The sequence below is a fragment of the Candidatus Zixiibacteriota bacterium genome, from assembly GCA_035380245.1.
In the GTDB taxonomy this organism is placed as follows: domain Bacteria; phylum Zixibacteria; class MSB-5A5; order GN15; family FEB-12; genus DAOSXA01.
The window spans coordinates 17,704-40,708 of sequence record DAOSXA010000001.1 but is presented as its reverse complement, the minus strand read 5'-3'; the positions used below and the strand labels follow the sequence as shown (position 1 = coordinate 40,708).

The window sequence follows — 23,005 nt, the reverse complement described above, 5'->3', positions numbered from 1 at the left end:
GTTAAACATGTTCTTAAGAGCTGAATGGAGAATAGTAACTTATATATTAGCGGCGGTATTTTTAGTAACCGCGGCCAACGTTTTGGCTTTCCCGTCGGCCGGCTCCAACGGCGTACGAGTCGAGGGAGTGGTTTTGAATGAGGCCGGTCAACCGGTCGGCAATGCCACTGTGAATGTACCGGCTCTCGACAGAACCGTGCGTACCGATTCGGACGGCCGGTTCATGTTGGCAAATCTACCCGATACGAAGATGCTGGTGGAGGTGAGCTACGTCGGTTATGTCTCCGCTACGGTTGAGGTCCAACCCGGCGATGAACCGATCACGGTGAAGTTGAAAGAACGAGCGATCGAACTCGGACGGATTACCGTCACCGGGTCACCGAATGCCGCCGATCCCCTCGCCACCCCGCAGGATATTCAGGTAATGTCGGGACAGGCATTGACGGCCAACGAGACAGCCTCCTTAGGCAAAGTTCTCGAAAACCTTCCCGGAGTTTCCAGCATCAGCACCGGTCCCGAGGCGGGCAAGCCGGTGATTCGCGGATTGAGCGGCAATCGCATCCGAGTTATGAAGGATGGCGTGCCGATGGAGCACTTCCAGTTCTCGTTCCGCCATCAACCGGTCTTAAACGTGAGCCAGGCGGAACGAGTCGAGGTGATCCAGGGAGCGGCGAGTATTCTCTACGGTTCTGATGCCCTCGGCGGTGTGGCGAACGTCATTACCAAGCGCCTCCCGAGCAGCCAGCCCGGTTTATCTTATATGACCGGTCAGGTCAAGGGGCAGTATTTCTCCAATAATAAAGAGCGAGCCGGAACGGTTGAGCTCGAGGGCGCTTCCGGGATGTTCGGCTACCGGGCCGGATGGACCTCCCGGAAGGCCGATGATTTTTCCACTCCCGAAGCGGCCACCTATGCCGAAACAGGTGAAGCCGGAACGCCTAAATTCACGGGGAAACTTCCGTACACCAATTTCGATCAGATTTCCGGTTATGCCGTGGCCGGTCTGACCGGGTCGTTCGGAAACCTCTGGGCCGAATACGACCGTTACGACAGCGAGCAGAACTATTTGCTCGGCGACGGCAGCCCGATCGGGCAGAATCTCGAGAACGACAATCTCAAACTGCGCGGTAATTTTCTGCTGTCTCCGAAGGTCGTTCTCAAGCCGACGCTCAGTTTCCAGCGCAACGTCCGCCAGGCGAAGGAGGGGGTAAGTTTCGAGGATGATCCGGACTGGGCGGTTGATCTGGTGCGAACGGTTTATGTGGCCCGGTTCGATCTGGTCCATAACGCGATTGCCGGATTAAACGGAACGGTTGGGATTGATCTGAACGTTCAGAACCAGGACACGCGGGCGTCAGGTTTGCTCCCGGACGCGGATATCATGGATATCGGCGTTTATGCTTTTGAGGAGCATTCCTGGCGCCGCTTGACTTTGAACGGTGGTCTTCGTTTTGACTATCGTAAGCATGATGCCGATGCCAATCCGGCGATGAACCTGCCCGACACGGCCGCGGGTGAGACTGATGATGTTCTGAAGCAGGATTATTCGGTCATGTCCGGTTCGGCCGGGGTCAGCTATCGACTCACGGAAAATCTGACAGCGGCATCCAACCTGTCCATCGGTTTCCGCGCGCCCGACCTGTTCGAGTTGCACGCCAACGGCGTTCACGGCGGCGTGCAGGCGTTTCAGGTCGGTGATCCCTATCTTGATCCAGAACGAAGCTACAACATTGACGCTGGTCTGCGTCTGCGCACTGAGCGAGTGCTGGCGCACGCGACGGTTTATTACAATCGGATCGACAACTACATCTTTTTACGCAACACGGGCCTTGACACCACGATCGGAACGACCACGCTGCCAATTCTCAAGGCGGACCAGACCGATGGTACGATCACCGGGGTGGAATTGTCGCTCGAAGCGGATCTCCTGTCGTGGCTGCGGTTGAGCACGGCTTATGCCGCCTTGACCAGCGACAACAAGGAGACCGGCGAGGAACTCCCGCTGATGCCGGCCGATCGTCTTACGGCCGGGTTGCGCTTCAATCTGCCGGGAAAGGGGATTCTTCGGAGTCCGTTTGCGGAGGTTCGGGTGAAGCATGCCTGGGCCAAGGAATCAGCCGGGACTTATGAGCCGTTTTCCCAGTTCGATGTGATTGCGTTCGGTACTGCCAGCACCGACGCCTACACGGTGCTGAACCTGGCTTTCGGCGCGACGTTGTCGTTCGAAGGCCAGCCGATTACGGTAAACCTCGAAATCGAGAACGCACTCGATGAGGAGTACGTTGATTTCCTCGACACTTATAAAGGGTACGCGCTGTCGATGGGCCGCAACGTTAGTTTGCGTCTGACCGCGCCGTTCCGGATAATGTAGTGCTATGGCATTGGAAGCCCTGTCCGAAGAGACGGGGCTTCCTGCCTATTAACGGATTCCGAGGCGACATCACGTTCAGGGGAGCGGTCGACGGCCTTGCGAGAGCCGTACGGCAACAAACCGGTTGCCATTCTGTCCTGTCGGGCCTATATTCCAGCCATGAAAACTCACTTTTCTGCCAAACCTTATGCAGAGAGACCCACGGAATCCGATTCTAACGCGGAGTGATATCCCTTCCCTTGGCCCCGATCTGATCGATGTCTCATCGGTTTTCAATCCGGGCGCTGTGCGCTATCGTGAGCAGATCCTCCTTCTTCTAAGAGTCCAGAATCGTGGACGCGAAACTTATCTGCTACCTGCCGTCAGTAACGACGGGGTTAATTTCGAACCCTCTCATGATATTGTCCGATTTAAAGGAATAGAAAAACTCGATTTTCGCGTCTACCACGTGTATGACCCCCGGATCGTGCGAATCGGAGATGTATTCTACATCACTCTCGCGCTCGATACTGACCACGGCTGTCGAGTCGGTCTGGCGCTGACGAAAGATTTTCGGCAGTTCGATTTCATAGGTGTAATGCTTGACGAGGACGCCCGCAACGCGGTGCTTTTCCCCGCGAAAATCAACAACCGTTACTATATGCTCTATCGTCCCAATCGCGCAGATGTCGACGGTGGTGTAAAAAGCGGCAGTGTGATCGAGCTGGCCTCCTCCGACGACCTGTTACACTGGCGGAACGAGGGTAAGGTGATGGAGGGACGTTTCCATTACTGGGATGAGTTGATCGGTTCCGGTCCGCCGCCGATCCTAACCCAACGCGGCTGGTTGCATATCTATCACGGTGTGGCCACTCATTTCGCAGCCAGTAATATCTACCAGGCCGGAGTAGTTCTTCTCGATCCGGAACAACCGCAGCAGGTACTCGGCAGGAGCCGCTGCAACATTCTCGAACCGCGTGAACTTTACGAACAAGTCGGTCAGGTCTCTAATGTTGTTTTTCCGACCGGTTTGGTTCCTGAAAGAACAAACTCCGAGGGGATCATCGAAGAAGATACAAAACTGTTCGTCTATTATGGTGCGGCGGATTCCTCGGTCTGCCTGGCTACCACAACGGTCAGGGAACTGCTGGAGGCATGTGATGAGGATTAGATCAATCGGGAAGCATTCTATAGTTTTCGGTGTCGTGCCTCTGCTGATGCTGTTGTCAATGTCGGCTCTCGCTGCGGATTTGCTCCCGGTTCCAGAGATTCCTTATGCCCCGCGTCACTATGTCTGCTATCAAACGGCTGAGCCTTTGACAATCGACGGCAGGCTGGATGAGACCGCGTGGCAGGCAGCCGCGCCGACTGAAGTGTTTGTCGATATCGAAGGCGACCTAAAACCTTTGCCGCGATTCCATACTCATGCCCGGATGTTGTGGGACTCGACTTATTTCTACGTCGCTGCCGAGATGGTCGAGCCGGACATTTGGGGTAAACTCACCGAGCGCGACGCCGTCATTTATCATGACAACGATTTTGAGGTGTTCATTGATCCGGACGGCGACACCCACGAATACTATGAACTGGAGATGAACGCACTCAACACTGTCTGGGATCTTCTCCTGATCAAGCCGTATCGCGACGGCGCCCCGGCCGTCAATGCCTGGGATATCCAGGGACTGAAGACAGCAGTGTCGATCAACGGTAGTCTGAACGTACCCGGCGACATCGACTCCGGGTGGAGTGTGGAAATAGCGATCCCCTGGAAGGTATTGTCCGAATGTGCGCATCGCTCTTCGCCGCCGCATGAGGGGGATCAATGGCGCGTGAATTTCTCCAGAGTCGAATGGCAGACTGAGGTCAAAGACGGACAGTATATCAAACTGCTTGATTCGACTACCGGCAAATCGCTGCCGGAGAACAACTGGGTTTGGTCGCCTCAGGGTTTGATTGCGATGCACTACCCGGAGATGTGGGGAATCGTGCAGTTCACGCAGACCGTGGTGGGCAGCGAAGCAGTTCCCTTTGTTGAGGATATTTACGAGCCGATCCGATGGGCGCTCCGGCTGGTTTATTACGCGGAGACGGATTATCGGACGGAGCACGGCCGGTTCACTTCAGACTGGTCCGATCTCGGTCTGGATGTATCGCTTGAAAATTGCACCTGGCCTCCCCTGATAGAAGCGACCTCGAACCAGTTTGAAGCAATGACATCGAGTAATGACGGCATCGTGGATTTTTATATCACACAGGACGGTCGTCTGCGCCGGGAGAACCGTAGGTGAACTTCTTACACAACAACCCGGCGACAACTCGCCCGGTCAGCGATGACTCTCAACCCGACGGAGTATAAATGAATTTAGGATTTCTCGACTGGACAATCGTAGTAGTATCTCTGGGGCTGATGCTTTTTTCCGTAGAAGCCGGACGACGCGTCATGCGCAGTGTGGCGGATTTCCTGGCAGCCGGTCGGTCGGCGGGGCGGTATATTCTTTGTGTCGCCAGCGGCGCCGCGGGGATCGGCGCTATTACCGTAGTCGGTAACCTTGAGATGAATTTGATTGCCGGTTTTTCGATGTCCTGGTGGGGTATGACAACCGCGCTGGTCGTTCTGATCATTACCGTATCCGGCTGGGTGATCTATCGCTTTCGCGAGACTCGCTCGCTTACCCTGGCGCAGTATTTCGAGGCCCGCTACAGTCGTGAGTTCCGTATTTTCACCGGTATTGTCGCGTTCATATCGGGTATCGTTAATTTCGGTATTTTCCCTGCCGTGGGAGCACGCTTTTTCATCTATTTCTGCGGCATCCCGGAAAGCATCGCCGTTCTGGGATTTCAAGTAAGTACGTTTCCGCTCGTGATGATATTTCTGTTGGGAGTAGCGCTTTACTTCGTACTGGGCGGCGGCCAGGTTTCGGTTATATATGCCGATTTCTTCCAGGGTGTTTTGATGTACAGCGTCTTCGTGGCCATGGTCGTGTATTTCTTTTTCGCCTTCGATTGGAACACGATTCAGTCGGCTCTCATGTCCGCACCGCAGGATGCCTCACTTATCAATCCGTTCAAGACGAGTCATGTCGAGGATTTCAACTTCTGGTATTTTCTGATCGGAATTATCGGAGTGATCTACGGTACCATGTCCTGGCAGGGAACACAGGCGTACAACGCTTCGGCGAAAAGTGCTCATGAGGCCAAGATGGGTCAGGTTCTCACTTCGTTGCGAAATCTGCCGATGGGCATCATGTATTTGTTCGTACCGATCGTTGCCTATACCGTTCTCAATCATCCCGACTTCGCTAATATCGCCCAGGCTGTTGCCGATAAACTGACCACCATTGACGGTGATGCGGTACAGAGTCAGGTTAAGGTACCGCTCGTTCTGACTCATATTCTGCCGCGAGGGCTGATGGGGGGATTCGCCGCCATGATGCTGGCCGCGAGCATAAGCACCCTTGACGCCTACATGCACTCCTGGGGTAGTATCGTCGTGCAGGATGTCATCATGCCGCTTCGTAAAAAACCGTTCGAGCCGAAAACACATTTGCGGGTGCTGCGCCTGGCGATCGTAGGCGTGGGAGTGTTCGCTTTCTTTTTCAGTCTCATTTTCGAGCAGGCGGAATATATCTTTCTTTTCTTTGCCATAACCGGGGCAATCTTTGCCGGCGGTTCGGGAGCGGTTATTATCGGCGGACTCTATTGGAAACGTGGAACCAACGCCGCGGCCTGGGCGGCGATGATCACCGGTTCCGGTATCGCCGTGGCCGGCATTATCATTCACCAGATCATCCCAGATTTCTTTATCAACGGCCAGTGGTTCTGGGGCATAAGTATGGCCGGAGCCAGTATCGTTTACATTCTCTTTTCGTTGTTCGGGAAAAAGCGTGAGTTCAATCTCGATAAACTCCTGCACCGCGGTGAATACTCGCTGGCCGGGGAGAAGGAAGTAATCGAGGCGGCGCCGTCGAGGGGGTGGAAAATGCTCGGGATGGGCAGGGAGTTCACACGCGGCGACAAAATCATCTATATCCTGAGTTATATCTGGACCGGCGCCTGGCTTCTGGTCTTTGCAGTCGGGACTATTTACAATCTCACGCACGATGTCGCCGATACCACCTGGGCCGCCTTTTGGAGATACTACCTGATAATACACATAATTGTTTCGGCGGTCATCATTGTTTGGTTCATTGCCGGCGGTTTCCGTGATCTCCATCGCATGCGAAGCAGGCTCAAATCCGAAGCACGAGACGATGCCGACGACGGCTTTATCGTCAACGATCAAGCCGATCCCCTCCAGCCCGAGGAAAACAACCGATGAACGATAAAGAACTATCAATAAATACCAGGCGCTTCGAGCGTTTCTATGCCCGGATTCTCAGGAAAATCATGCCGTACTCGACACCGTTCACGGTTCGTTGTGCTCGCTCTGAGAAACAGGTGACTTTCGAGGATCGCTTAAAGCTGGAGTACAACGATTTGCATCAGGGCGATATCTGGGGCAGACGTTGGGATTCCGGCTGGATGCATCTGACCGGCTCGATCCCCTCGGATTGGCGCGGACGACAGACGGCAGCGCATCTCGACGTCGGCGGCGAAGGACTGGTGTTTCTCCCCGATGGAACGATTCTTCAGGGAATCACCAACGGCTCGGTGTTCGATACTGAGTTCGGGCGTGATATCGTTCAACTGTCAGACTCGTGCGACGGCGGTGAAACGGTCGAATTGTGGGTCGAGTCGGCGGCCAACGGTTTGTTCGGAATGTTCTGCGATCTGGACCCCGGACCGGATTCGACTAATCGCTATGGGCAGTATGAAGCACGCTTGAATCAAGCCCGTCTGGTCGTTTTCGATACGGATATGTGGGCGCTTTCACTGGACGTGCGTGTGCTATTGGGGCTGATCAAGTCCTTGCCGCTGAATTCGGTTCGTCGCGCTCGCATCGTGCAGAATGCGGTCGAGGCAATGAACGCTTTCGCCAAAAGCAACGATGCCCCTCGCGTCGCACGCGAAATACTCGCCACCGAGTTGAAAAAGCCGGCGACCGCCTCGACTCTGACCGTGGCTGCCGTGGGACATGCTCATATCGACACCGCCTGGCTCTGGCCGGTAAAAGAGACGATCCGTAAGTGTGCGAGGACTTTCGCCACTCAGCTCGATTTGATCGACCGTTATCCGGAGTATGTTTTCGGCGCTTCACAACCACAGCATTATCAATTTATCAAGGAACGTTACCCTCAACTCTACGAGAAAATAAAAGCCGCCGTCGCCTCGGGGCGCTGGGAGGTTCAGGGGTGCATGTGGGTTGAAGCGGACTGCAACGTAACCGGTGGTGAATCGCTGGTGCGTCAGATTCTGCACGGCAAAAATTTCTTCATGGACGAGTTCGGGGTCGATGTCGACAATCTCTGGTTGCCCGATGTGTTCGGCTATTCGGCCGCCTTGCCGCAGATTCTCGAAAAAAGCGGTGTGCGTTATTTTTTGACGCAGAAACTTTCGTGGAACCAGATCAACGAATTCCCGCATCATACTTTTATCTGGGAGGGGATCGACAGCAGCCGTGTGCTGACGCATTTTCCGCCCGAGAACAACTACAACAGCCAGTTGGCGGTGGAAACACTGAATGCGGCGTCGGAGCGATTCCGTGAAAAAGAATACGTGGATGAATTCGCCAGTCTGTTCGGAGTGGGTGACGGCGGCGGCGGACCCAAGGCCGAGCATATCGAAATGGGACGACGTCAGGCCGATCTCGAGGGCGCGTCGCGGGTACGATTCGGTGCAGCGGGTGATTTTCTGCGAGGTCTGGAACGATACCGCAATCGGCTGCCGGTCTGGGCCGGTGAATTGTATCTTGAACTTCATCGCGGGACATTGACTACTCAGGCGCTCGTGAAACGGGCCAACCGGAAATTGGAGCACGAACTCCGAGCCGTTGAAATGCTCTGGTCGTGCTTGTCCCTGGATAAATATCCGCAAGAGGATATCGACGATATTTGGAAAACGGTTCTTCTCAATCAATTTCATGACATTATCCCCGGTTCCAGTATTACCGAGGTCTATCGCGTCACTCACGAGCAACACGAGCAGGCGCTCGATCGTTGCCGTCGTTTGATTCAGGAGGCCGGGGCGCTGCTTGGCGAACGGGACGAAAACAACCTTACCCTTTTCAACAGCCTGCATTACACCTATGACGGGGCCGTGACATTGCCGGAGAAATGGTCGGGTTGTTGTGTTAAGGACGATGAGGGACATGAACTTCCTTGTCAGACGGCAAACGGTCGATCTGTCGTGCGAGTCGTTATCCCGCCCTACTCGTTTTTGACTTTGTGCAAAGTTGAAAAAACACCGCCGAAAGTTGCCGACCTGGATGAGCTAGTGCTCGAAAATGATTTGATCCGTTATGAGTTCAACCGGCAGGGGCAGTTGATCGGGGCGTTTGATAAAGAAAAGAACAGAGCGGTAATCGACTCGGGAAAACCGGGTAACGTACTCACCCTTTACGAAGATTTCCCCAATGATTGGGATGCCTGGGATGTCGATGTTTTCTATCGTGATGTCCCGCTCGAAACAGCAACTGTCGTTGAGGTAAAGGCGGTGGAAGCCGGACCGGTTCTTTCGCGTTTGTCGATGAAATACCACCTGGGAACATCCACGATAATTCAGAATGTCAGCCTTGGTCGCGGATCGCGCCGCCTCGATTTCGAGACTCGAGTCGATTGGCGGGAGAAGCACAAGATGCTTCGCGTTGCTTTCCCGGTAACGGTGCGTTCGGATCAGGCGGCGTTCGATATTCAGTATGGTTTCTTACGGCGTAACACGCATCAAAATACATCTTGGGAGCAGGCGAAATTCGAGGTAGTCGGCCATCGCTACGCCGATTTGTCGGATGCCGCTTACGGGGTGGCCCTGCTCAACGATTGCAAGTACGGGTATTATGTCGAAAACGGTTTGCTGGATTTGAACCTGTTACGCTCGCCCAATTACCCCGATCCCGACGCCGACCAGGGAGAACATCGTTTCGCATACAGTTTGCTTCCTCATCATGGGGCGCTGATGGAGTCTGATGTCATAGCCGAGGCCGCTAGTCTCAACCAGGGACTGGTGATGTTCGATGGTTTGCGAGTCGATTCCACCCTCGGTTTACCGGTCAGGTTGACCGGTGAGGGCGTGTCGCTCGAAGTCGTCAAGAAGGCCGAAAAGGAGGCCTGTTGGGTGCTGCGTGTGGTCGAGACGCGAGGTTGCGAAACGACCGCGCAATTGGAGCTTACCAATCCGGACGCCGTCTTGCAGGAAACCGATCTAATGGAATGGAACGACAATACTCCACTGTCGGACGATGATAAGATGGCGCTGCGCTTCAAGCCGTTCGAGATTCGTACGTTCAAGCTGAGATTCTGAGACCGTAGATGCGAGAGGTAATGTTGCTGTGACTCCATCCGAACCATCGTCACCGGTTTCCTTAATTCCGCGTCCGGTGGATTGCCGCATCACCGGGGAACTGCTTCGTTTGCCGTTGCCGGTGCCGGTGTATGCCGAGGTGACTCCGGCATCTCTGTCCGTTTTGCAGACCTTCATGGACGAAACCGCCTCCGCTGACGGGGTGCCGATGAAACTGATGGGGCGCGCAAGAAATGCCGATGACCCGATCGGTCTTTCGATTGTGATGCCGCCTGATGAACTTGCCCGGGAGGCGTACGAATTGTCGGCAACCGCTGACGGCGTTTGCATCAAGACGTCAACGTCGTCCGGTTTGCTGTACGGCCTGCATACCTGGTTGCAGCTTGGGCGAGTGGAATCGGGCGAGGTGCTCGTTACCGGAGCGGAAATCGCCGACTATCCGCGTTTCGCCTGGCGCGGGATGCATCTCGATGTCAGCCGCCATTTCTTCCCGGTCCCCTTTATCAAGAAATTCATTGACCTGCTCGCGCGTCACAAGATGAACGTATTTCACTGGCATCTGTGTGACGATCAGGGTTGGCGGATCGAGATTCCACAATATCCCCGCTTGACTGAAATTGGCGCATGGCGTATGGAAAACGGCGAACGCTACGGCGGTTTCTATCGTCAGGAAGAAGTTGCTGAAATAGTCGATTACGCATCCCGGAGATGTGTGACCGTAATCCCCGAAATCGAAATGCCCGGTCATGCCACTGCCGCCCTTGCCGCCTATCCCGAGTATTCATGCACGGGAGGGCCGTTCGAGGTTGCCGTGACCTGGGGAGTGTTCGACGATGTTTACTGCGCCGGGAACGATAAAACCTTCACGTTTCTGGAAACGATCCTGGCGGAGGTGGCGACTCTTTTCCCGAGTCAACTGATCCATATCGGCGGCGATGAATGCCCCAAAGAACGCTGGCGCAATCATGCCCTTTGTCGGGAGCGCATGCAGCAGGAGAAGCTGCACGACGAGGACCGACTTCAATCGTATTTCATCGCTCGCATTGCCGGTCATCTTCATGCCTTGAAAAAACAATTGATCGGCTGGGACGAGATACTCGACGGCGGTGCGCCTTCAGGTTCAACGATCATGGCCTGGCGGGGAATCGACAAAGGTGTCGAGGCTGCACGAGCGGGACACGATGTCGTTATGTGTCCGATGTCGCATTGCTATTTCGATCATTATCAAGCCGATCCGGACAAAGAACCGAAGGCTATCGGAGGTTTTTCACCTCTGGAAAAAGTGTATGCCTTCAATCCGATACCGGACGACCTGCCGGATGAATATCACGGTCGTATTCTCGGCGCACAAGGGAATGTCTGGACCGAGTACATGCCCAACAGCGACCATGTCGAATATATGACCTTCCCCCGAATGTGTGCTCTGTCCGAGGTCCTTTGGTCTCCGGTTGACTCGCGTTCGTGGGATGATTTTCTTGAACGAATGCGATCCCATTTGGGGAGACTCGAAAAACTCGGCGTGAACTATCGCCGGGAGTAAACCGCTTTGGAAAAACAGACTGAGCCGACGACAGGGCTCATTTGGAGGAGTAAAGAATGATGTTTTCCGTAACGTTCACACGAATCGTTACCTGCCTGATGATCGGCGGTTTGTTATGGCTGGGAGCAACCGTTGCAGCCGAATCGGATCCGGCTCATGAGGTTGAAACCGATCCCCAGGTTCTGCAGAAGCTGGAATGGTTCCAGGATCAGAAGTTCGGTCTGTTGATGCACTGGGGGATATACAGTCAATGGGGCATTGTCGAAAGCTGGAGTATTTGTCCGGAAGATGAGAACTGGACCATTCGGCGCGGTCCTTACGCCGATGATTATTACACCTACGTCAATGAATACGAGAAGCTGCAAACGGTTTTCAATCCGGTCAAGTTCGATCCGGAGGCCTGGGCGGCGGCGGCCGGAGCGGCCGGGATGAAATATGTCGTTTTCACGACCAAGCATCACGACGGTTTCTGTATGTTCGACACCAAAGAAACGAACTACAAGGTTACCGATTCCGCCTGTCCGTTTAGCGCCAATCCTAGAGCTAATATAACCAGGGAGATTTTTGACGCCTTTCGCAACGAGGGCTTCGGCGTCGGGGCTTATTTCTCCAAGGCCGACTGGCATTGTCCCGACTATTGGTGGCCTTATTTCCCGCCGTTCGATCGCAATGTGAACTATGCCATCGACCGCTACCCCGAGAAATGGGAAGCGTTCAAAACTTTTACCTACAATCAAATCATGGAGTTGATGACTGCCTACGGGGCGGTTGATATTCTCTGGCTCGACGGCGGCTGGGTCCAGCCGATGACGCCGACATCGCCGCGCTGGGGGAAAAATCCCTGCAATCAGGATATCGACATGCCGAAAATCGCCGCCGATGCCCGCGAGCTTCGGCCGGGCTTGATAATTGTCGATCGAGCGGTCGAGGGCCGCTATCAAAACTATCGCACACCCGAGCAGGAAGTCCCAGAGGAAGCGCTCGACTATGTCTGGGAAACCTGCATGACCATGGCTACTTCGTGGAGCTATGTCAAGAACGATGAGTACAAACCGACCGGACGATTGATTCATTTGCTGGTCGATATCGTCTGCAAAGGCGGTAATCTCCTGCTCAACATCGGGCCGAGTCCGGAAGGGGAGTTGTCGCCGGTGGCGCTGCAGCGCCTGGAAGATATCGGTGAATGGATGCAGATCAACGGCGACGCGATTTACGGCACCCGTGCTGTGGCTCCGTACAAGGAAGGGGAAGTATGCTATACCCGGATGCCCGATAGCTCTATCAATGCTATCTATCTTCCGGTTGATACTGCAGCATCGCTTCCGGCAACGATTACGATCCCATCGTTCGCTCCCAGGGCAGGCAGCGCAGTGACAATGCTGGGGGTGGCTGAGCCGATAACCTGGGAGAAAACCGGCGACGGCTGTGTGATCCATGTGTCCGATGCGATCCGCGACAATCCGCCGTGTCGCTATGCCTGGGCGTTCCACTTTATGCCGGAGTAAATCGTGCGGCGGCGCTGTTGTTACATTGTTTTCGTTTTTTGTCTGATTCTTTCGATACTCATCGGACAAACCGATGCTGCTGAAACGATCAGGTTGACGGAAGACGGACATAGTTCGTATATCATCTGTCTGCCGGTGGATGCATCCCCACAGGTCGCGGCTGCGGGGGAGACACTCAAACAGTATATCGAAAAGGTGTCGGGGGCAATCCTGCCGATAGTTGATACGAGTGTCTCTGTTAATAATCGCATCGTGATTGAAGTCGGTGCATCGATTGATTCTGCCATCAATCCGGCGGCGTTGGGCGAAGACGGCTTTCGCGTCAAATCATTCGGCCATGACCTTTATCTGACCGCCCTGACCGCTCAGGGTCTTCAAAACGCGGTTTATTCGTTTATTGAAACTTATCTGGGCTGCCGTAAGTACAGCCTGGATTTCGAGGTGATCCCTCATACTCCGACCATTGCCCTGTCTGAGATCGACGACACCCAGATCCCCCGACTTACGTTTCGCATGCAGGATGTCCGGGACTCGGCTTACAGCGCCTGGCACAAGCTGGACGGTCTGGAGGACTGGGGGCTGTTTGTGCACACCTTCAAAACACTCGTACCGCCGGAGAAGTATTTCAACGATCATCCGGAATACTTCTCGGAGAACGAAGGCGTCCGGGTGGCCGACGCCCAGCTTTGCCTGACCAATCCCGAGGTATTTCGCGTCGTCGTCGACGAGTTACGCCGCTGTATGGATGAAAATCCAACAGCTCGTTACTGGTCAGTATCACAGAACGATACGTACGTGCCGTGCACTTGTCCCAACTGCCGAGCGCTTGACAGCGCCGAGGGCTCACCGTCCGGCTCGATCCTGTCTTTCGTGAACCGTGTGGCGGCGGAATTTCCGGACAAAACCATCTCGACCCTGGCTTATCTATATTCGCGAAAACCTCCCGCGCATTTGAAACCGGCTCCCAACGTCAACATCATGCTGTGCAGTATCGACTGCAACCGGAGTCTGCCGATAGCGGATGATCCCAAGAACGCCTCGTTCGTACGCGATCTCAAGGACTGGGCGGCTCTGACCGACAATATCTTCCTTTGGGATTACGTCGTTCAATTTCGCAATCTCGTCAGTCCTTTCCCGAATCTCCGCACCCTTCAGCCCAACATGCAGTTTTTCGTCGAGAACGGGATTACTTCGGTGTTCGAACAGGGAGTCGCCTCGATGGAGGGGGAGTTCGCCGAATTACGGATATATCTGCTGGCGAAACTGCTTTGGGATCCATATATCGACATCGACTCGGTCATGAACGATTTTCTCAACGGTTACTACGGCGCCGCCGCACCGTATGTGCGTGAGTATATCGATGCCGAACATGATGCCCTGGCGCGTTCGGGTGAGGAACTTTCGATTTACGGTTATCCGTATCCGTCGGACGATGGCTATCTTTCGGTGACTATGCTCGACCGATACGAGCGGATATTCACTCAGGCTGAAGCAACCGTTAAGGACGAGCCGATATATCTGCACCACGTTCAAACAGCTCATCTCCCGGTTCAATATGCGATCATCGAACAAGCAAAAATGCTTGGATTTGCCGAACGGGGATTGTTTATGATCGATGATGACGGCGCTCCCCGCGTTCGCCCGGAGATGGACTCACTCCTGCAGACGTTCTACGATCGTTGTAAGCAAGCCGGCATCACGCGACTCTGGGAGCACGGCAATTCACCGGACCATTATCTGGAGACTTCGCGGGCATTCATTGATCGCGCCGTGCAGGGACATCTAGCCCGAAACTGCTCGACGGTTTTAGCGTCGCCGGCCAGCCCGAAATATCACAATGGTGAAGTTACCGCGCTGACTGATGGCCTCAACGGGTGGGACGACTACCATTTTCACTGGCTCGGATTCGAGGGAAATGAGATGGATGCCACGGTTGACCTCGGTTCGATACAACCGATCACGCGCATCGAAACTAATTTTCTTCAGGACATTCTTTCCTGGGTGTTCCTGCCGCAGTCGGTCGAGTTTCTCATTTCCGAAGACGGCGAGACGTTTGAGCGCGTGGGAATCGTACGGAATTCTATTTCACCGCAACAGAGCGGTCCCATTGTGGCTCCGTTCAATGTCGAATTCCCAACTAAGTCGGCGCGGTATGTCCGTGTTAAAACTGAGAGTTATTTAACCTGTCCCGCCTGGCACAAAGGCGCTGGTGGAAAGGCCTGGATATTCATTGATGAGATCAGGGTGTTGTAAAGGTATTCTCTGTGCCCTTTTGTTGCTGTTAGGCGCTGAAGCGCACGGGCAGTTGTATCGAGATTCGACGGCGACGGTCGAGGATCGTGTTCAGGATCTTCTTTCGCGCATGACGCCGGAGGAGAAGTTCTGGCAGTTGTTCATGATTGCCGGTGATTTCAACGGCGATGAATCCCGCTACAGCGAGGGCTTGTTCGGACTGCAGGTTTCGGCCGATACCGATGGGATCGACCCGGTCGCACGCGCCAACGCCGTCCAGCGCCATTTCGTGGAGCACACTCGTCTCGGTATCCCGATCATTTTCTTTGCCGAAGCGCTGCACGGTTTGGTGCAAAGCGATGCTGTGGTTTTTCCACAAGCTATCGGACTGGCGGCCTCGTTTGATATTTCGCTGATGCATGATGTCGCTTGCACCGCGGCCCTGGAGTGCCGGAACCGTGGTGTCAGGCAGGTGCTTTCGCCGGTGGTCAACATTGCCTCGGATGTCCGCTGGGGGCGAACCGAGGAAACCTACGGCGAGGATCCTTTTCTGTCGGCGGCGATGGGTGTCGCGTTCGTGTCGGAGTTCGAGTCGCACGGGATTATCACAACCCCCAAGCACTTCATCGCAAACGTCGGCAACGGCGGCCGCGACAGTTATCCGATACACATGAGCGAACGTCTCCTGAAAGAAGTTTACTTACCGCCGTTCGAGGCCTGCATCTTACGCGGCGGCTCGCGTTCGATAATGACCTCGTACAACTCCTTCGATGGTGCTCCCTGTTCCGCGAGCGATTGGTTGAACAACATCGTGCTTAAGCAGGGATTGGATTTCAAAGGTTTCATTATATCCGATGCCGGGGCAGTGGGCGGTGCCAACGTTCTACATTTCACGGCGGCGGATTATCCCGATGCCGGAGCGAAGGCGATTTCGGCCGGGCTCGATGTGATCTTCCAGACCTCGTACGATCATTACGCTTTATTCATGCCTCCGTTTCTGGACGGACGAATCGACCGCGCCGTGATCGATTTGGCGGTTGCGCGGGTGCTTCGTGCGAAATTCCAATTAGGTTTGTTCGAGCATCCCTACGTAGACGTTGATGAATCCCACGCGGTTGGTTCTCCCGAGCATCGTGTGCTCGCTCGTCGGGCTGCGCAAGAGTCAATCGTGCTGCTGAAAAACGACGATGAGGCCCTTCCGTTTTCCGGGACAGGGGAAACTATCGCCGTTATCGGACCGGATGCGGCCGAAGTGCGTTTCGGCGGCTACAGTGCCCCCAAGGGAAGATTGTGCAGCATCCTTGAAGGCATCAAAGAGGCGGTTGAGCCACAGACAGTCGTCCGGTATGCTCTGGGCTGCCGGAGGCTGGACACGACTTATGTAACGATTCCCACGGAGTGTCTCTCTTCTCGATACCACGACTCGACGGTAACAGGTTTGATCGGCGAGTATTTCAACAACGTGTCCTTCTCCGGGCCACCGGCAGTCTCACGTGTCGACTGTACGGTGCAGTTCCATTGGACGTTGTTTTCGCCCGACCCCGAACACTTGACCAACGATTTCTACGCCGTGCGCTGGACCGGCGCTCTGACAGCACCTGTTTCGGGGAGTTATAAACTGGGTGTCGAGGGTAATGACGGCTACCGCTTGTATGTCGATGACTCCCTGATTATCGACCGGTGGACCAAGGCTTCTTATCACACGACCATGACCGACTTCACCCTCGAAGCCGGACGCTCTTACAGTCTTCGTTTGGAATACTACGAGCCGACCGGGACCAACAGTCGCATCCGGCTGGTGTGGAATGTGGGCGTAGCGTCCGATGAAGAAAATCTGATTCAGGAGGCGGTCGATCTTGCGACTGAGTGCGAGCAGGTCGTGCTGGTAGTTGGCCTGGAGGAGGGAGAGTTCCGGGATCGCGCCTCGTTGGCGTTGCCCGGACATCAGGAAACGTTGATCCGTCGGGTGGCTGAGCTCGGTAAACCGACCACAGTTGTAATCGTCGGTGGAAGCGCCGTTACGATGACAAACTGGCTCGATGATGTCCCCGCCGTGCTGTGTGCCTGGTATCCCGGAGAGGAGGGAGGTCGCGCCGTGGCCGATGTCCTGTTCGGCGAATATAATCCGGCCGGGCGATTACCGATTACTTATCCGATTTCCGATGGCCAACTCCCGCTAACGTACAACCATCTTCCGACCGGGCGCGGCGACAACTACTACGATCTGACCGGTGAGCCGCTTTTCCCGTTCGGTTACGGTCTCAGTTACACGAGTTTCGAATACGATAACCTCCGGCTGGATACTCCACAAATCACTGCCGGTGAGTCTACCCAGGTTCGTTTCACCCTGAAGAATATCGGTGCCCGCGAGGGTGACGAAGTCGTGCAACTTTACATCCGCGATGAACTGGCCTCGACGGCGCAACCGGTCATGGCACTCAAGGGCTTCGAGCGGATTCATCTTGAGCCGGGGGAGACGCGGGAAGTCGTGTTTGCGATCACGCCCGATCTCTTGACCGTCCTCGATGCCGACGTTCGCCCGGTGGTCGAGCCGGGGGATTTCCGCATCATGCTCGGCAGTTCCTCGAAAGATATCCGCCTGCGCGGTGTCCTGACGGTTGTTGAATGATGGTAGCTGAAAACAGAACTACCCCGGGCTGGAAGATTGTGTTCTGGGTGTTGTTCGTTTGCTGGGTAGTCGGAGCGGCACTCAACATGACGCGCGTGCATGGCGGTTTCTTTACCGATTACCTGGCCGATCTTACCTTTCCGCCTTTTTTCTACATAGTTCTTCGCGAAAAAGTCACCGGCCGACCGATGGTTATTCGAGCGGTTCAGCGGTTCGGCAAAACACCGCTGCTTGCGGCCGTTTCGATCTTCCTCGTTGGTGCCATTGCCGAGGTAAGTTCATATTTCTGGCCGATCGGTCCTTTCGGAGGAACCTTCGATCCCTGGGATATCGCAGCTTACGCGCTCGGTCTTGGGATTTGCTATGTGGTTGACAAGCGGGAAGCACTCCCGGCCTGACGGCAGGGCCGTGACAGGAGACTCCCTACGCTTATGGGAGTGTTGAAAAACCTCTCCTGCGGCGGAGACAAGCCCTGCCGCTACGCGTTAAGGAACCCAAACCTCGCGTAGCGGGCGGCCTTGTGTCGCCCGCATTGCGGTTGTGTTTTGCTGAATATCTGCGCGTAAGACTTTTTCAACAATCCCTTATGTTGTAACACAACAGCTTATATACTACTGTGATCAGCTCGTGATCGGAATCGAGGTGTTCGCAGGCAGGCACATTCACGCTTGACTTGTCGAGTAATTTAATGCATTGTTTTGGGGAGGATAGGTATTTTGACGTCGCGCTGCGCCGGGAATTATATAGGTGTCAGAACGATGCATATTATCTGTGACTTATCGGAATCATCGACGGAGGAAGGGGATAGTTCGCCTCCGTGATTATATCACAATGAAAATCATTATACGCCAGCCGCAGTCTTAAAGGGAAGCCGATGAGCCCGCGGTGTCGACGATCGGGCCGAATGCCCGAGAGTGAGGCATAGATTTTCTTCTACCTATGAATGCCGGCTCAAGCTCGGTAATCCCCAGGATGGACACCCCCCGTGCTGACCGGCCCATGTATCGTGTCGCCTCAATAAGTCATCGAGTTTTCAGGTTGCGTTGGCTGTTCAATCCTAAACGATCTTACTCTGGTGAAAGGAGAATGCCATGAGTGAATACATCGACAGCAATTACAAGCTGTTAATTGACGGCAAGTGGAAGGATGCCAAATCGGGCGCAACGTTCACCTCCAGGAATCCGGCGAACGGCGAGGTTCTGGCCACATGCGCCAATGCCGACCGCGAGGACGTTGACGCCGCCGTGAGTGCCGCCTGGCGTGCCTACGACCAATGGAAACAAACCAGCCCTACTGAACGCGCCATGTACCTGAACAAAATCGCCGATGCGATTGAGGCTAAGACGGAACATTTCGCCATGGTCGAAACTCTGGACAACGGGAAACCGATCCGTGAGACATCCGGGATCGATATCCCCTTGAGTGTCGATCATTTCCGTTATTTCGCGGCGGCCATTCGCACCGAGGAAGGGACCGTCAGCCGGATCGACAAAGACACGCTGAGCCTTATCATGCGCGAGCCGATTGGTGTCGTCGGGCAGATCATTCCGTGGAACTTCCCGTTTCTGATGGCGGCCTGGAAATTGTCTCCCGCGATCGCGGCCGGCGACTGCGTCGTAATTAAACCTTCGTCGGACACCTCGCTCAGCCTTCTCGAACTCGGTAAGGTCCTTACCGAAATCCTGCCTCCGGGAGTAGTCAACATCGTTACCGGCAAGGGCTCGACCACCGGCAATTACATTTTGCAGCACGAGGGTTTCCGTAAACTGGCCTTCACCGGTTCGACCGAAATCGGTTACACTATTGCCGATGCGGCAGCCAAAAGGCTGATTCCCTCGACGCTCGAACTCGGCGGTAAGTCGGCCAACATCATCTTCCCCGATGCCCCCTGGGACAAGATGTTGGAAGGAATTAACATCGGTATTTTGTTCAACCAGGGTCAGGTCTGTTGTGCCGGGTCACGTATTTTCGTTCACCGGAGCATTTATGATCGATTCGTGTCGGAGATTAAGCCGGCCTTTGAAAAGGTCAAAGTCAATCTCCCCTGGCTGAAGGATACCCAGATGGGAACGTTGGTCAACGAGCATCAACTGGAGACTGTTACGTCCTATATCGATATCGGACGCAAGGAAGGCGAAGTGCTGGTTGGCGGCAATCGGATCATGGACGGCGAACTTGCCAAAGGTTTCTTTGTTCAGCCGACTTTGATCGCTTGTGACAACAAGGCTCGTGTCGCGCAGGAGGAGATATTCGGTCCGGTTGGTGTCGTTATTCCGTTCTCGGAAGTGGACGAGGTTATCGCGATGGCCAACGACAACGAGTACGGCCTCGGAGGCGCCGTGTGGACCAGGGACCTGAACGTTGCTCTGAAGGTGGCGATGGGGGTAGAAACGGGACGTATGTGGGTCAACACCTACAATCAGCTCCCGGCGCACGCTCCTTTCGGAGGTTATAAGAAGTCGGGTATCGGTCGTGAAAACCACAAGATGATGCTGGAGCACTACACTCAGTGCAAGAACATCTTCATCAGTACTACCGAAACCAGGATGGGTCTTTACTAGATCCGTCTTTGAATCTGAAAATGAGGGGGCGTTCAACCGCCCCCTTTACTATACCGCTTTCAATACCAAAACACTGGAACTAGTCTCTCAATGCCGTTATACTTGATTTGGTGTCACCAACGAAATACCGGGCCATAGGAAATATGAGAGGACTATATCATGAAATTACGGCGCCCATTCGCATCACGGATTGGCGGGCAGGTAACTCTGGTGAGTTGCGCCCTGATAATGTTGCTGTCAATGTTTCTACTTATGTCATGTGCTAAGATGGAAGCTCCGCACTCTTTGACTCCCGTGGCTTTTACGGCCGTCCATATAGACGATGCTTTCTGGGCTCCGAAGATTGAGACCAACCGTACCGTGACTATCCCCTCGGCCTTCAAACAATGCGAAATCAACGGTCGTATCGACAACTTTGCCCTGGCCGCTGGAAAGAAGAAGGGTGAACATAAGGGAGATTTCCCCTTCGATGATACCGATGTCTACAAGGTCATCGAAGGAGCATCGTACACGCTGGCCGTGAAATACGACAAACAACTGGATGATTACCTCGACAGTGTGATTGCTCTCATTGCGGGCGCTCAGGAAGAAGACGGCTATCTATATACCTGTCTTACCAACAAATGTGAGCGGCTTCGACCCTGGTACGGCGAGGGACGCTGGGATCGGCTCAACAGCCATGAGCTTTACAACTGCGGGCATCTCTATGAGGCGGCCGTGGCTCATTATCTGGCGACCGGAAAAACCAGTCTGTTGAATGTCGCTCTCAAGAACGCTGATCTGATAGACAAGGTGTTCGGTCCGGCTGAGAATCAGAAGAAAGCTCCCTCGGGACACCCCATTATCGAAATGGCCCTCGTGAAGCTTTATCGGGTTACCGGTGAGGAACGCTATTTGAAATTGGCTCGGTTTTTCATCGATGAAACCGGCAAGGGGACCGACGGTCATGAACTGAGCGAATACAGCCAGGATCACAAACCGATTGTCGATCAGGATGAAGCGGTCGGTCACGCCGTTCGGTTCGGTTACCTCTATTCCGGTGTCACCGATGTCGCCTCGCTGATGAACGATTCCGCGCTGTTGATCGCCTCGCAGAAGGTCTGGGACAATGTCGTCTCCAAGAAGCTGTATATCACCGGGGGGATCGGCTCGCGGGGAATGGGGGAGGGATTCGGACCCGATTACGAACTGCCCAACATGTCGGCCTATTGCGAAACATGCGCTTCTATCTCCAACGTCTATTGGAACTATCGCATGTTTCTCAACCGGATGGACTCTCGCTACTACGATGTCCTCGAACGAGTGCTCTACAACGGCGTGATCTCGGGCGTCTCGCTCAGCGGCGACAAGTTTTTCTACGACAATCCGCTCGAATCAAGCGGACAAGACGAACGGCAGGAATGGTTCGGATGTGCCTGCTGTCCGGGGAATATCACCCGGTTCATGGCCTCGATTCCCGGCTATGTTTACACCACTACGCACGACGCCGTCATGGTGAACCTCTTCGTCAACGACAAGGCGGAGATTCCGGTCGGCCCGGATACGATCGGAATATCGCAAACCACCAACTATCCCTGGGACGGCGAAGTAACGATCGTGATCGACAAGCCGGGCGCGGAACGTCTGAATCTGATGGTGCGCGTGCCGGGCTGGGCCGGCAACGATCTCGGACCGTCCGATCTTTATCGTTTTGCCGACTCGATTGCCGAAAAGGTGCGTTTTGCCCTGAACGGGGAAGAGGTCAATCCGGACATTATTAACGGTTATGCCTGTTTTAGTGAGAACTGGCGTAAGGGGGACAAAATCCATATGTCCCTGCCTATGTCGGCGCGGAAGATACGGGCGAACGATCAGGTGGAATCCGACCGGGGCAAGATAGCATATCAACGCGGGCCGCTGGTTTATTGCTTCGAGGACAAAGACAACGACGACGGCTGGATGTTCGATCTGTTCATCCCCGGCGATGCTGCGGTCAACAGCCGGTTCGAAAAGGATCTTCTGGGGGGCGTCACGACTCTGACTATGGATGGTTACAAGGTTGCCGTTAAGGACGGGGACACCACCGCTGATAAAGTGACGTTGAAGGCTATTCCGTATTATTCATGGAATAATCGCGGGAAAGCCAACATGCTGGTCTGGATGCCCACGGCGCAGGATTTGGTTTTCACGGAAGACGCCGGCGGCAAGGAGAAGGGGGCGACGAGGTCGTCATCGCTTCAATGGGTCTGGGGCCTGAATCAGCCTTTCGAGCCGAAAAGTTCCACCGACATCGACAAGGGTTATTTCTACTTCTACGATGATGAACATCCCGAGGACTGGGTGCAATACGACTTCGACAAACCGGTCGTACTGTCCGAGTCTGACGTTTACTGGCTGTATCTGGATCATTACGACGGCAATTTCCGTCCTCCCGAATCCTGGCGTCTGTCGGTCAAGGACGCTGCGGGCCACTGGAAGGATATCGTCACCGGGGACTCTTACGGAACGGAGCTTGACAAATACAACCGGGTGACTTTTGAGCCGGTCAAAGTAACGGCGATCCGATTGACGGTGAAACGTCAGAAGGACAACACCCCCGGCATCCTCGCCTGGCGAGTGGGCTGAAGCGGTTGTTGTCAATCATAGATGTCTCCTGAACGCGGAAGAAGTTGCTGCGATGCCGGGGAGTGAGGAAGTCCACGATTTACCAGCGGTCGCATGATGGCTTTATCTCGCATTTCAAGTTTAGGGATATTGTCAGATTTGATGACGATAATATCGGCAAGTGGATACTATGATCCCAGAAGGGTAGGT

At 54.5% G+C, this 23,005-nt stretch carries 12 protein-coding genes; all 12 read left to right on the top strand.

The window, feature by feature from the left end:
• The first annotated feature begins 7 nt into the window (after nt 1-7).
• The 12 genes from PLF13_00120 to PLF13_00065 all read left to right on the top strand — a co-directional run bounded on the left by PLF13_00120 (nt 8) and on the right by PLF13_00065 (nt 22,816).
• Nucleotides 8-2,371 (top strand): TonB-dependent receptor, encoded by a 2,364-nt coding sequence (locus PLF13_00120; protein ID HOP05670.1) that lies wholly within the window; start codon nt 8-10, stop codon nt 2,369-2,371.
• 187 nt (nt 2,372-2,558) lie between these two features.
• Nucleotides 2,559-3,521, top strand: a complete 963-nt coding sequence (locus PLF13_00115; protein ID HOP05669.1) for a glycoside hydrolase family 130 protein — start codon at nt 2,559-2,561, stop codon at nt 3,519-3,521.
• A complete protein-coding gene (locus PLF13_00110) occupies nt 3,511-4,638 on the top strand; it encodes a carbohydrate-binding family 9-like protein (protein ID HOP05668.1) in 1,128 nt (375 codons plus the stop codon). Before PLF13_00115 ends, PLF13_00110 begins: the two co-directional genes overlap by 11 nt.
• Before the next feature lie 68 nt (nt 4,639-4,706).
• A complete protein-coding gene (locus PLF13_00105) occupies nt 4,707-6,668 on the top strand; it encodes a sodium:solute symporter family protein (GenBank protein ID HOP05667.1) in 1,962 nt (653 codons plus the stop codon).
• Nucleotides 6,665-9,745, top strand: coding sequence for a glycoside hydrolase family 38 C-terminal domain-containing protein (locus tag PLF13_00100; GenBank protein ID HOP05666.1), 3,081 nt, complete (start codon nt 6,665-6,667; stop codon nt 9,743-9,745). The genes PLF13_00105 and PLF13_00100 overlap by 4 nt, the downstream gene beginning before the upstream one ends.
• 28 nt (nt 9,746-9,773) lie before the next feature.
• Nucleotides 9,774-11,285, top strand: a complete 1,512-nt coding sequence (locus tag PLF13_00095) for a beta-N-acetylhexosaminidase (GenBank protein HOP05665.1) — start codon at nt 9,774-9,776, stop codon at nt 11,283-11,285.
• A 56-nt stretch (nt 11,286-11,341) separates the two neighbouring features.
• Nucleotides 11,342-12,790, top strand: a complete 1,449-nt coding sequence (locus PLF13_00090; protein HOP05664.1) for an alpha-L-fucosidase — start codon at nt 11,342-11,344, stop codon at nt 12,788-12,790.
• Nucleotides 12,791-12,793: 3 nt separating this feature from the next.
• Nucleotides 12,794-15,043, top strand: a complete 2,250-nt coding sequence (locus PLF13_00085) for a DUF4838 domain-containing protein (protein ID HOP05663.1) — start codon at nt 12,794-12,796, stop codon at nt 15,041-15,043.
• Nucleotides 15,024-17,651, top strand: coding sequence for a glycoside hydrolase family 3 C-terminal domain-containing protein (locus tag PLF13_00080; GenBank protein HOP05662.1), 2,628 nt, complete (start codon nt 15,024-15,026; stop codon nt 17,649-17,651). Before PLF13_00085 ends, PLF13_00080 begins: the two co-directional genes overlap by 20 nt.
• Nucleotides 17,648-18,049, top strand: a complete 402-nt coding sequence (locus PLF13_00075; protein HOP05661.1) for a hypothetical protein — start codon at nt 17,648-17,650, stop codon at nt 18,047-18,049. Before PLF13_00080 ends, PLF13_00075 begins: the two co-directional genes overlap by 4 nt.
• A 693-nt stretch (nt 18,050-18,742) precedes the next feature.
• Nucleotides 18,743-20,212 (top strand): aldehyde dehydrogenase family protein, encoded by a 1,470-nt coding sequence (locus tag PLF13_00070; GenBank protein HOP05660.1) that lies wholly within the window; start codon nt 18,743-18,745, stop codon nt 20,210-20,212.
• A gap of 159 nt (nt 20,213-20,371) precedes the next feature.
• A complete protein-coding gene (locus PLF13_00065) occupies nt 20,372-22,816 on the top strand; it encodes a glycoside hydrolase family 127 protein (protein ID HOP05659.1) in 2,445 nt (814 codons plus the stop codon).
• Nucleotides 22,817-23,005 lie beyond the last annotated feature (189 nt).